Here is a 12488-nt window from a genome sequence, read left to right as displayed (position 1 = left end):
AATCCGCTTTTTTAAATGCCTTCGAATGCCGAATTCTAATAGCCTTTTGTCATAAAAAAGAAGGCTATTATTCCTATCTTAATTCGGGTAAAGCCCCGAACCGTAAGGAAACCCACTCGCCTCAAAACCCTTAAATGCTGAGTTTGCAAGCACCCACAAAATTATGCAACTTGGCTAATGACACATCACTTTTTATCGTCAATATACAGCCGTCAGCGCTGGCGTTTTCCTGTATTTGAAGAGAACTATTATGAGTGATAAAACAAAAAACAAACCACTACCTTCCTTTATCGAAGAACGCTTGAACTTCTATATTCAAGACCTGATTACCCAGAACCAAAGCCAGAAGCATTTAGTATTGGGTAAACGCCCCCAGCGTAATTCCGTTGTGATGCAGAGCAATGATTACTTAGCGCTGTCACATAACAAACCGATCCAAGAGGCCCATCAAGCGGCGATTGTCGAACAAGATGACAACGTAGTGATGTCTGCAATTTTCTTACAAGATGAGCAGTCTAAACCTGCGTTTGAAACTGAGCTCGCGAACTATGTCGGAATGGAGAGCTGTTTGCTTTCTCAGTCTGGCTGGGCTGCTAATATTGGGCTATTGCAAACCATCTGCCCACCGGGCACACCTGTGTACATTGACTTCTTTGCACACATGTCGCTATGGGAAGGCATTCGCGCTGCAGGCGCCCTCGCCCACCCGTTTATGCATAACAATATGAATCACCTGCGCAAACAGCTAGAGCGCCACGGCTCCGGCGTTATTGTGGTCGATTCGATTTACAGCACAATCGGCACCATCGCCCCACTACGCGACATCTACGAAATGGCGCAGGAGTTTGATTGTGCCGTTGTCGTTGATGAATCGCATTCACTGGGTACGCATGGGGAAAATGGTGCTGGCTTAGTTCACGCATTGGGTATCACTAACCAAGTCGACTTCATTACCGTTAGCTTGGCTAAAACCTTTGCTTATCGTGCAGGCGCTATTCTTGGGCCGAAGCAGCTTTCAGAAACCTTACCTTTTGTCGCGTATCCAGCTATTTTCAGCTCGACCGTGTTACCACAAGAGGTGGTTCGTTTAGAGAAAACATTAGAGGTAATAAAAGGCGCAGAAGACAAACGAGAAGCCTTATTCAAAAGCGCTAAATCGCTTACTACCGGTCTCAAACGGATTGGCTTTAACATCCGCAGTGAGTCTCAAATTGTAGCGCTAGAGTGCGGCAATGAAAGAAACACTGAACGTGTGCGTGACTTCCTAGAACAGCGTGATGTGTTCGGTGCAGTATTCTGCCGCCCTGCGACTGGCAAGAACAAAAACATCATCCGTTTTTCAGTGAATGCCGACATGACGCCAAGAGACATTGACCATGTGCTCACGGTTTGTCACGAAGCGTACCATCACCCCGAGTTAGAGTTCGTGTAACCTTTTTCGAACCATATTTATAACCAACACCAACGGCAGGACTGAATGGACGCTATCATGTCGCGATACAAAAAGAGCCCAGCAATTCGCTGAGCTCTTTCTTGAATCTATGTCTACCCAATGGCCGTGAACTTCAGACTATTACACCCGCTAAATCCAGTGAGCAATTTTATCAAACAGTCGGTTTTTATCGGCAGGTTTAACAATAAAGTCCGACATGCCTGATGATTCCATCTTTTCCAAGGTAACGGGAGAACTGTCACCCGTGTGAGCAATAATCGGCACCGAAGAGTATTCTTTGTCGGCACTGCGAATTCGGCGAGAAGCTTCAACCCCGTCCATGATTGGCATTTCAATATCCATTAGGATCAAGTCGATTTCGTCGGTATCAAGCGCATCTAAGGCTTGTTGTCCGTCTTCTTTTTGCACAACATCAAAGCCCTGTTTTTCCAATAACATTGCCGTAAATCGGCGTAGAGATTCATTGTCATCGACCACCATAATCGTACGTTTAGTGGTGGCCTCTAGCGGTTTTACAGCAACCGATGGTATCACGTAGTTGGAGTCAAACAGTAAACGGTCAATGGTCGCTTTAGTATTCAGTAGCCAGACTTGTGTTTCCACCCAAATAGGCTCGAAAGAAATGTTACGTACACGCTTGATAGGATGACGCTCATACAAGTAAATGATTCGCGCCTCAGTAAACGAAAGTAACGATTCAATCCTATCGAGGCAATTGGCTCTTAAATCCAAGCTCTCCATATCAACGAAAATCAAGTCGAATTCGAACTGGTATTCCTTATTTTTAAGCGCTGATGCTACATCCAACACCGTGAGCTCAAACCCCATAAAACGGGCTACCTCAGTCATTTTATTGGTGAGAACTTTCTGGTCACTCACCATTAGCACAGTCTTAAGTTTAGTCAGTTCATTCTTGATTTCTTTCACCGAATGGGAAGACAAAGACGGAAAAGTCATCGTGAACTGTGTCCATTGATCCACTTCAGACTGACATTTAATTTCACCACCAAACGAGCGCATTACCTTCTGACAAAATGGCAAACCTAAGCCGTAATTACCCGATTGGCCAGTAGTATAAAAGTCCTGAAAAATGCGTCGAATCACATCATTTGAGATGCCTGATCCGTTATCGGTAACCATTATTTGATTGGCCACTTCATCACTAGACATGGTGACATGAATATGAAAATCTTCAGGGCTACGATGATGGAACGCATTCTTGAACAGATTATACATGACGTATTTCAACAAGGTGTCGCTACCCAAGAACTCAAAGTTACTCTGCACATCCAAGGAGATTGCTGACTTATCAGCAGAGCGCTTGTAATTGAAACTGTCTATCGCATCCTCAACCACCGCTTGCGCTGAATGCTTCTTAAACGTAGATCGAGAGACTCGGTTTTCATCAATTGAAGTCAGTAACAGATCTATCGTTTCGTTACCGGAATGAATGATCTCCATCGCTTCATCGCCCACTTCACGCAACTGAATCACTTCTTCATTGCTTAACGCATATTGCCCTTTTTGATCGCCACTTTTAGGGTTCGGCAATATGGACTGCATGACATCAATAGAGGTAAGTAATCCGCTTAGAGGGTTTCGCATCTCATGGGCAATACCCGCACCAAAAGACTTCGCCAATGACACCTTGTTTTCATGTTCCACCTGATTGCGGAAGTAGAACAAGTTGCCGAATAAGTAGATAAACAAAAAGATTGGCACATGCGTCCAATCCATTGTGAGTTCGAGGTAGAAGCCTTGTGCAATCCAAGCGCACAAGGTAGCAATCCCAATACCGGCAAAGGTTTGTGCAAACATCACTCTCGTCACGTGCACCAATAAAATATGGAGGAAAATAGCCGACATGAATGACATAACCCAAACGTTGGACCAATTATTCATTAGCAGCATGTAGAAGAAGAAACCTGGCAAACAGATAGTTACGGCAACTTGATAATAAGCCGGAAGGTATTTTCGCCATTCAAATGGGACGCGATTGCGAAATATAATGCCAAAGAACAATACCGAGCAAAACAGGCGAAGCGCTAAGTTTTCGTAGGGTTGCGGGAACAAAAACTCCCACACAATGTAGTAAATTGGGAAGCCGACAAAGCCCATCCAACCCACGAGGGTTAAATTCGGTTCTGCGTACTGGTAAACTTTACGAATCGCGTTCATACGAAATACTTTGCTCTCTAAGCCCTGACGTTTATTAATTCTATGATTTGGTTTTTATACTTATATTTTGGCGCCGATTATATTACACATCACGTCCGAGCAGTGAGGTTTCAATCAAATATGTACCAACGCATTTGTTTTTATTATTAAGCGTAGATGAATGATGCACCCTGCTGACGCTTAAATTTAAGTACGAGTGCTTGGTTCAGGGATGGGCATGCGCGGTGTTCTTTTGATAACTGTGTTCAGCTTACCGCTATGTCACTGTTACTCGATGCATTTTTCTTGGAGTATCCCCGTAATCTATCACTGCGTAATGTTGCGTTACCCTGTTATCCCAGATCGCCATTGAGCCGTTGTCCCATTTGAAACGAACTTGAAACTCAGGGCGCCTCGCAATTTCAAACAGTTGGCTGAGTAAAACATCACTCTCTTTGCGGTCGAGTTCGTTGATATAACGAGTAAACTGTTCATTGATACAGAGCGTTTCTTTATCCGTTTCAGGATGAACTTGAACAACAGAGTGAACCACTGGCGGATTCTCCTGTGCTGTTTTAATCAAGGATTTGTGCCAATCGAGATCAATGTCTTCTGATTCTATACCTTCAAAGGCCACAAGCGAATGAGTCGCCGACAACCCTCTCAACTTAGCTTTCATATCTTCATGTAGAGATTCAAAAACCGCAGTCATAGAACACCAGATAGTGTCACCACCAATGCTTGGAATGTGTTGAGCATGCAACAGGGAAGCTTTCGGCGGCAAGCTGCGCCACGTTAAGTCGGTATGCCAATAACTTTCCTTTGGCGCATTGCCACGGGTTGTTTCAATCACACTCACCTGTGGCGCACTTTCCACGCGAGGGAAGAAAGGATGTGCAGGTTCTAACGTTCCAAAGCGCTGTGCAATCATCAAGTGTTGTTCTGGAGACAAAGTCTGCCCGTCGAGAAAGATCACTTGATGGGCAATAAGTGCCTGATACACCTTATCGAGTTCATCAGCACTGCATGTAGAAAGCTCTAGTTCGTGAATACGAGCGCCGATGTGAGGAGTAATGGGTTCTATTTTCAACATACTTTCGCTTATTGGTGATATTGAGTTGCAGGGCGGATCTGGCTACTAGGCTAATCTGACTACTAACTGTAAACCGGGTAAATGCTGATTTTCTTTCTCACTTGAAATAGAAAGTCGTCTCTCCGAAACAAAAAAAGAGCTCCTAAGCTGGAGCTCTTTTCGTTTTTTGATACTTCCTGTATCCATAGACAAGTCCAATCTGTAGTACTTTCACTGAAAGCCAGATCATCGATATCTCCAGTTGTGTATCACCAATAAATCTAGCATACAATCTTCAGACTGTTCTGGGACACAACCGAGATAATCAACTCTAGTGCCAAGCCATCTCGCCGCTTAGCACTTTCGCGCCAAGTTCTAAATCGCCTTCCGTAGCCTCAAATTTCGGGTAGGCTTTCTTCATGTAATCACTGATCTCGACCGATGTTGGATTACTTTTGCTCGCCAACGCTTTTTCAATATCAGCCACATAATCCTTCGTGAAGTGAACTGCATTTATTCCTGTTGGCATTTCACCTAAATAGTGACCCGGAATTACAACCTCTGGCTCTAGTGCTTTCATACGCTCCAACGATTGTGACCACTGGCTACGAATCTCTTTCGATGCAGTATCTGCCATCCATACATGCACACCGCTATACACCGACACGCCACCAAACACCGTTTTTTCAGACGGAACCCATAGGTAAGCTTGGTGTGTATTTATCTCTTTCACTTCGATGGTTTCACCTTCGATGCTTAATGTTGTGTCGTTCATCACCATTGGAACAATCACCTTAGAGGGCGCGTTGCCTTCTAATATAGGCCCCCAGTATTCAAGCTTTGCATCTTTGGTGCGTTTGATATGCGCGACAACGGCTTCACTGGCAACGACTTTAACGTTAGGAAATACCGAAACTATCGGTTCCAAACCAAAGTAGTAATCTGGGTCGCCGCTGCTGATGTAAACCATCGATAATTTTTTGCCTGTGGCTTTGATTTGCTCCACCAAATTTTGTCCGTCTGCGACACTGAATTGTGCGTCAAATAGAATCACTTCTTTCTCACCCGAAACCAATACCGAGCTTGCAGGGAATATCGCGTTCTCACCGGGGTTATAGTGAGTGATGTTCAGATCCACAGCTAAAGCAACACTTGATGCCAGCACGGTTCCTAGGCTTATGGTTCCTAAAAGCATGCTTTTTGATAACAGGTTTTTCGATAACGTATTCATGGCTTTATTCCGATACTTGGAGTTGAACACCTGCCAACTCGTTGAATGTCCAAATATCTTATTTGATTGTTTTTAGATGAAATAGATATCAAATTGACTTTAACTATTGCAGTTTTCGGACATATACTGAGGTCGGTTTAATTCTCTAGGCAATAAAACAATGGATAAACTCGAGGCAATGAATGTCTTTGTCACCATAGTGGAACGTGGCAGTTTGAGCGCAGCGGCAGAGCACCTTGATCTCTCACGAACCAAGGTCACTCGTTATTTGGGTGAGTTAGAAACATGGATGGACACACGCTTGCTTCACAGAACAACACGAAGCTTGAGTTTAACCAGCGCAGGTAAAGAAACACTTGAGGTCGCCAGAGAACTTTTGGCACTGGAAACATCCCTAGCTGGGATCAGAAACCAAAACCGAGAGCATTTAAAAGGTCAGCTGCGTATTACTGCGAGCTACTCGATTGTCGATAGCTTCTTGATGGAATCAATTAGTCGCTTCATCGCCAAATGGCCAGAGGTTTCTATCGACATTATCTCGACTGATCAGACCGTCAACCTGGTTGAGTCACGCATCGATTTGGCCATTCGCATAACCAACGAACTGACGCCCAATATTGTCGCGAAGCAGATCGGTGAATGCCGCTCCGTGATTTGCGCATCGCCTCAATATCTAAAAGAGAAAGGCACACCCACAGAAGCCCAAGATCTAGCGCACCACAACTGTTTATCGTTCAGTTACTTTGGCAAAACCGCTTGGACGTTCAATGGCCCCAATGGCCCCAATGGGCTCGAATCGGTTCCGATTAAAGGGAATATCAGTGCAAACACCTCAGAGGTTCTGCTTTCTGCCACACTCAAAGGCAACGGTATCTGTTTACTGCCCTTCCCTTCAGTGGAAACCTTGATGCGTGATGGTCTATTAGTGCCACTGCTTTCTGAATGGCAACCTAAAACGCTCGGTGTTCATGCTATTTATGGAACGCGTAAACAAGTCACACCGCTGTTAAGAGCCTTTATCGACCATTTATCTGACGAGATGGAACAATCGACAAGTTGGTAGAAGTACGATGCCATCACTAAGGAGGAAAACTTGCCATTAGTAAAACTGATGCAGAATTAAAATCATTAATTTTACTTAACTGTCAGTTGCTTCTATCGTGACTGCATACATCATCAATTAGCTTATTAACGCAGGGAAACTGACTATGACTGCCATTACCGATTTAGACATTTTGTTAAAGTCCATGTCACCAGAACTCATTGAAGGCAACTATGTTTTCTGTACTGTCGACGGAGCGTTAACAGACTATGTTCAGCTCAATCCAATCTCAACTTTTCGTGAGAAAGAAGGTTTAACGCTGGTTCTGGAAGAAGACGTTGCGACCAAAGCTCAGCTAAACTTCGACGGTGTATTTAGCCTTATCACTTTATCGGTACATTCGAGCCTTGAAGCGGTTGGATTAACGGCGGCGTTTGCGACAAAGCTTGGCTCTTACGGCATTAGCGCTAACGTGGTTGCGGGCTACTATCACGACCACATCTTCGTTCAAAAAGACAAAGCAGAAGCTACAATGAGTGCGCTGAAAGAGTTTTCAGAAGTAGATTAGTAAAGAATTCGATTACTCACAAATACAAAAAAAGCGACGTAATCTACGTCGCTTTGGCTTATTGCTTAACGTGCACTCACTGATCAGGCATCAGTGAGCGAACCAGTTAAGCAAGCTTAAAAGTCGCCACTTTGTCACTTAAGCCAGCGGCTTGGCTCTTAAGTTCGTTCGACTCAGTTAAGCTGTCCTGTGCGCCCACAACTAAGTGGTCGGTAACATCTTTAATGGTCGTCACGTTCTGGGTAATTTCACCCGTCACATGTGTTTGCTCTTCAGCAGCCGTCGCGATTTGAGTCGCCATATCGCTGATCAAAGCAACTGCAGTATTGATCTCTTCAAGCGCATGCGAAGCTCGATCGGCATCTTCTACTGAATGTATTGCCAACTTAGAACTGCTCTCCATCAGCTCAACCGCCTGAGCTGTCGTGCGTTGCAGGATATCAATCGTTGATTTGATCTCTTCTGTTGAAGAGTGAGTGCGCTGCGAAAGCACACGTACTTCATCAGCAACCACAGCAAAGCCACGACCTTGTTCGCCAGCACGAGCCGCTTCAATCGCAGCATTCAAAGCAAGTAAGTTGGTTTGCTCTGCAATGCCTTGAATCGTTGCGAGTACAGTCGAGATCTCTTGAGCATGCTTGTTAAGTTCGCTAATCACACTACCCGCTTCATTAACTTCATTGGCTAGGTTATTGATTGAACCTTTGGTATCCACAACCAGAGCGTGACCACTGTTAGTGCTTGTCGCTGAATCTTGCGCCGCTTTTGCTGTTTGCTCGGCATGCGATGCTATCTCTTGCGTGGCGCTCGCCATTTCAGTTACGGCCGTCGCGACCATAGTGATTTCTTGCTGCTGATGATTAAGCTCATCCACCGAACGGTTCGCACGCTGAGCACTTTGCTCTGACTGGCTGTTTAGCTGTTCTGACTGCCCACGGATATGGCCAATCAACTGCTGTAAGCTTCCAACAAAGGTATTGAAGTTATGAGCCAACTCGCCCACTTCATCTTGGTTTTCAACATGAATGCGTTGAGTTAAATCACCACTACCATTCGCGATTTGCGCCAGTGCTTGAGAAACGTGGTTCAACGGGCGGAATAGAATCGTACACAACAGGTTAAACAGTATGGTACATACGATCACCACAAGTAGCGTCACCAACACTTGACCAATCACTGCATCAAATAGTGGCGCAACCAGAGAGTCATGGTTAACAACGCTCACAGTAATCAGGCTCGTTCCATCAATCGCACGTGCGTACAGAACATAGTCGCTGCCATTCAACTCGATAGAAGTGTCTTTACCGCTAGTCAGCGCCTTTTGTACGTCCGCAAAATCTAACCCAAGTGAGCTGATATTTTTGTTCAGTAACTTGGTGTCAGGGTGCGTATAAACCGTGCCTTTATTGGTCGCGATGAACATGTAACCTTCACCCGGAAGAATCACTTGCTCTAGGCTATTAAGAATGTCGGTAATTTCAACATCCGCGCCTAACACAACCTGTTGACCATGTAATTGCATGGCAGTACCCAGCGACACAACATTCGCCCCAGTTGCAGCTGCAACCGTTGGATTATCCATGAACACCTTACTAGGGTTTGCTACCGCGTTGGTGTACCAACCCCATAGACGTGGGTCATCATTGCCCGGCGGCAATACCACTCCGTTTGCGTTCTTTTGCGAACCGTCTGGAAACGCCAAGAAGACATTATCAAAAGAGGCTGAATCACGAACCTGTTTTAGGTGAGTCACCAAGCTTTCTTGTTTGGATTCTTTCGAAAGAGAAGTAAGCGCACGCTCTTTGGATAAGATCCAATCCGATACATATTGATTGTAAGAAGCCGATGCGCCTTCTAAACGCTGTTCAACTTCTGTATCCAACCTTTGCAATGAAGCACGAAAAGACAATGCCTCGACCAAGATCCCCCCCAGGATAATGGCCATACTGGCTGAAATCGCCAGTTTATTTTTAAGCGAGAGTTTCTTGAACATAGGAAACCTATAATGTGGAAGTAAAAAACCGTGGCGAACAAATTGGTTGCCAAAGAGGTTTGCAAGCGGGATATATTTTACGCTTTAAAATAAATTAAGAAACCGATGAGGAACTGAAATATTGATATATGTGAGTAAGTGCACGCATCGTAACCCATTGATTTAGGGAATGGTGAACTCTAAATTTTGAATTAATGTGCTAAACATGGTCAGCTGATGAGTGTCTCTGTTTGAGAATAATAACGGCACAGATCGCGCCATGCCGTTAGCTCATTAGGAAGGTATTTAAATGAGTTGAACGTCTGAATAGAAACAGGTTGCGAACTAAATAGTCAAAAGTTGATCAACCAAAGTCCAACGTTAACAGCAATCGTGTTTCGTCAGATGAAGTGACTGGTGAACGGTGAACAAGGCCTCTATTCTCATTGCCACTCCAACGCTCCCCTTTTAATAACGCAACATCACCACTGGCCATTTTCTGGATGTCAGATTCGTCGTTGTACAGGCCTGAAACAGAATCAGGCTGTCCGTTAGCCCCTAGCCCTAGCTTAGAACGGTCGACTAAGTCGTTTGGTAACCATTGAGTCGCAACACCATGATAAGTTGTCACCAAGCGGCAAGGCACTTGATCAAAATGGAAACGTGGGCACATCGCTTGATTCAGAACGGCTAAACGCAACCCGACTTCTTCAAGCTCAAACAAACAACAGAACATATCCACCAGCTCTGCCATGTTTTCTAACAGCGCTTTAGAGGCGGTGCCATCGGTGGCAAATTCCAACTTATCGAAAGCATTTTCAGGTGACACGCTAACAGACTTACTAAAGTTTGGATTCAAGGCGATAAATTCACTAATTGCCGTCGTTAAGCCTTCATCAAACTGTCGCTGCCATACCGCTATATTAATATCACTTTGGTAGATATCCGCTAATACCGTTGGCTGCTCAGAAGCACTCAAGCTTGGCTTGTGATTTGCCTTATCCTGAATACTCACAGCTGAACTAATGTTGAGTGGCTGGCTGCTATTGGTAGCCAAAGGCTTGGTTAACACGGCATTCATTACGTCGTCTCCTTGATACATGCTCATCGCTTCCCTTTTACCAACAGAATAATTATTCTTGGCAAGAGTAATTTTGGTTATGTTATAACATAGCCAAAATTAAACAAGTCACTTCGTCGATCATGATTCCAGTAATACAGCGACGCTCTTCTTTTCCTGCGGTAATTTTTCGAATGCTGAACTAAGCTTCTCTCAATCACTCTTTCCAAAAAGTCATTTTAAAAACGTACGACTCAAGAACGTAAACCTGTGAATTCATCAATCTGGTGACAACTTATGAAAAAACTAATCTCTACATTCGGCCTCCTATGCACCGCTATCTCCGCTCAATCTTTCGCGGAGTCGGGCTACACATTAGATCCGAAGTTATCGAACATCACATTCGCGACCATTAAAAAGCAGTTTATTGTCGAGCCCGCATCCATCAAACCTATGTCTGGAGGACTTACCGAAGAGGGTCAGTTTTCAATAGTATTGGACTTGAAAAGCGTGAGCACCGGAGTCGCTATTCGTGACCAGAGACTGAATGAACTCTACTTTGAATCGATGACTTTTCCTGAAGTGAAGATCTCTGGGAAGGTTGAACCGTCGATGCTATCTGGTGATCCAAAAAGAACAACAGTAGCAGCGGAAGTTACTTTACACGGCGTAACCAAAACGATCGATTTCCCAGTTGTGGTGGTTCCATCCTCAGGGTTTGTCATGGTTAGCTCAGCTTCGACAATCATCGTCAACGGCGCTGATTTTGGGATATCGACAGAGAATCTAAACAAACTTTCAGCGACCGTGGGTGGATTAGCGATTTCCGACCAAATCCCTTTAAGCTTTAACCTACTTTTCGACCAATAATGGACTTATAACTATTCCTTTCTATTATCCCTCATTTCACATTCATCAATAGTTTGAGAGCGGTGAATGTGAGTAAGAGTACGCGACAACGCAATAAACTGAATTAGGTTTGAATAAACTAAACCAAAATTTCCACTCGATTTCCCCAAGTCGGCCAGATAAACATCCCTCACAAAGTATTAAATTGAGCGTTATATAGGCTCAGAGATGTCGTTGATGTCACATGTCGTTACACAGCATGACGCCTTAAGGCTTTACATCTTGGGCGAGGTAAACAACAATCCCAGAGAACAAATCCATAACATAATGTATTTAGAAATTATGAGTAACGCAGAAAACAAAAAATCGAGTCCTCTTTTCGAAGTCGTGTTTAACGTCTTTCTTCCTTCATTCATTTTAATGAAGTTCAGTGGAGATGAGCATCTCGGAACAGGCTTAGCTTTGCTTGTTGCCCTTGCCTTCCCTATTGCTTATGGTGGCATGGAGTTAATCCGCAATAAGAAGTTCAACTTCATCGCTGCGCTCGGCTTTGTAAGCGTGCTATTGACGGGCGGTATTGGTTTCTTTGAGCTAGACACTCGTTGGTTAGCACTAAAAGAAGCATTAATCCCTGGTCTAATTGGTTTGGCGGTTCTTGGCTCAACCTTCACCCGCTACCCGTTTATCCAGAAAGTTATCTTCACACCGGCCCTATTAAATATCTCTCTTATTGAAGAGCGCCTAAAGCAGTTCGGTAACCAAGCAAAGTTTGATCGTTGTCTAATGACATCCAACTACCTATTCGCGAGTACTTTCGCATTTTCTTCAGCTATGAACTACTTCCTAGCGACTTGGATTGTGACTAGCCCTGCTGGCACCGCTGCCTTTAATGAAGAACTTGGCAAGCTGACACTTTACAGCTACCCAGCAATCGCCATCCCAAGCATGCTGATGATGTTAGGTATTTTCTACTACATTTGGCGTCAAGTTCGCACGATGACATCACTAGAAACAGAACAAATTTTTATTACTAAATAGTTCTGAATTAACAAATCGCTCTGACAGCAATCGAGTAGGAGGAGGC

The 12488-nt window shown here is 44.4% G+C and carries 10 protein-coding genes; 5 read left to right on the top strand and 5 right to left on the bottom strand.

The features are described 5' to 3' along the window. Window positions 1-250 precede the first annotated feature (250 nt). The gene (gene cqsA / locus AB4161_RS16145; protein WP_372083629.1) at window positions 251-1432 is read left to right on the top strand and encodes an alpha-hydroxyketone-type quorum-sensing autoinducer synthase; all 1182 of its coding nucleotides are present in this window, start codon (window positions 251-253) and stop codon (window positions 1430-1432) included. A 150-nt stretch (window positions 1433-1582) separates the two neighbouring features. On the opposite strand, the gene AB4161_RS16140 is transcribed toward cqsA, so the two are convergent. The 3 genes from AB4161_RS16140 to AB4161_RS16130 form a co-directional block, all read right to left on the bottom strand. After that, window positions 1583-3631 (bottom strand): response regulator, encoded by a 2049-nt coding sequence (locus AB4161_RS16140; protein WP_372083628.1) that lies wholly within the window; start codon window positions 3629-3631, stop codon window positions 1583-1585. Between the two features lie 256 nt (window positions 3632-3887). After that, complete coding sequence (locus AB4161_RS16135) at window positions 3888-4703, bottom strand: TauD/TfdA dioxygenase family protein (protein ID WP_372083627.1); 816 nt, start codon at window positions 4701-4703, stop codon at window positions 3888-3890. Between the two features lie 310 nt (window positions 4704-5013). After that, entirely contained in the window at window positions 5014-5913 is a 900-nt protein-coding gene (locus AB4161_RS16130) for a Vmh family MBL fold metallo-hydrolase (protein ID WP_372083625.1), read from the bottom strand. Window positions 5914-6073: 160 nt separating this feature from the next. Between AB4161_RS16130 and AB4161_RS16125 the strand changes: the two genes are divergently transcribed. Then, complete coding sequence (locus AB4161_RS16125; protein ID WP_372083623.1) at window positions 6074-6976, top strand: LysR family transcriptional regulator; 903 nt, start codon at window positions 6074-6076, stop codon at window positions 6974-6976. Window positions 6977-7121: 145 nt separating this feature from the next. After that, the gene (locus AB4161_RS16120; RefSeq protein ID WP_372083622.1) at window positions 7122-7523 is read left to right on the top strand and encodes an ACT domain-containing protein; all 402 of its coding nucleotides are present in this window, start codon (window positions 7122-7124) and stop codon (window positions 7521-7523) included. 106 nt (window positions 7524-7629) lie between these two features. Here the strand turns inward: AB4161_RS16120 and AB4161_RS16115 are convergent, their stop codons facing one another. Both AB4161_RS16115 and AB4161_RS16110 read right to left on the bottom strand, forming a co-directional pair. Beyond that, window positions 7630-9516, bottom strand: coding sequence for a methyl-accepting chemotaxis protein (locus tag AB4161_RS16115; RefSeq protein ID WP_081228642.1), 1887 nt, complete (start codon window positions 9514-9516; stop codon window positions 7630-7632). Window positions 9517-9859: 343 nt separating this feature from the next. Then, on the bottom strand, window positions 9860-10576 hold the full coding sequence (locus AB4161_RS16110) for a DUF1826 domain-containing protein (RefSeq protein ID WP_017069837.1): 717 nt from the start codon (window positions 10574-10576) through the stop codon (window positions 9860-9862). Window positions 10577-10852: 276 nt separating this feature from the next. On the opposite strand from AB4161_RS16110, the gene AB4161_RS16105 reads away from it, so the two are divergent. Both AB4161_RS16105 and AB4161_RS16100 read left to right on the top strand, forming a co-directional pair. Further along, the gene (locus AB4161_RS16105; RefSeq protein WP_372083620.1) at window positions 10853-11425 is read left to right on the top strand and encodes a YceI family protein; all 573 of its coding nucleotides are present in this window, start codon (window positions 10853-10855) and stop codon (window positions 11423-11425) included. 321 nt (window positions 11426-11746) lie between these two features. Continuing rightward, the gene (locus AB4161_RS16100) at window positions 11747-12442 is read left to right on the top strand and encodes a VC0807 family protein (RefSeq protein WP_137001954.1); all 696 of its coding nucleotides are present in this window, start codon (window positions 11747-11749) and stop codon (window positions 12440-12442) included. Window positions 12443-12488 lie beyond the last annotated feature (46 nt).

It is taken from the genome of Vibrio sp. 10N.286.51.E5 (assembly GCF_041469125.1).
GTDB classification, from domain to species: domain Bacteria; phylum Pseudomonadota; class Gammaproteobacteria; order Enterobacterales; family Vibrionaceae; genus Vibrio; species Vibrio crassostreae_C.
Note: the sequence above shows the minus strand (reverse complement) of the source record. Positions and strands in the feature narration are given on the sequence as shown.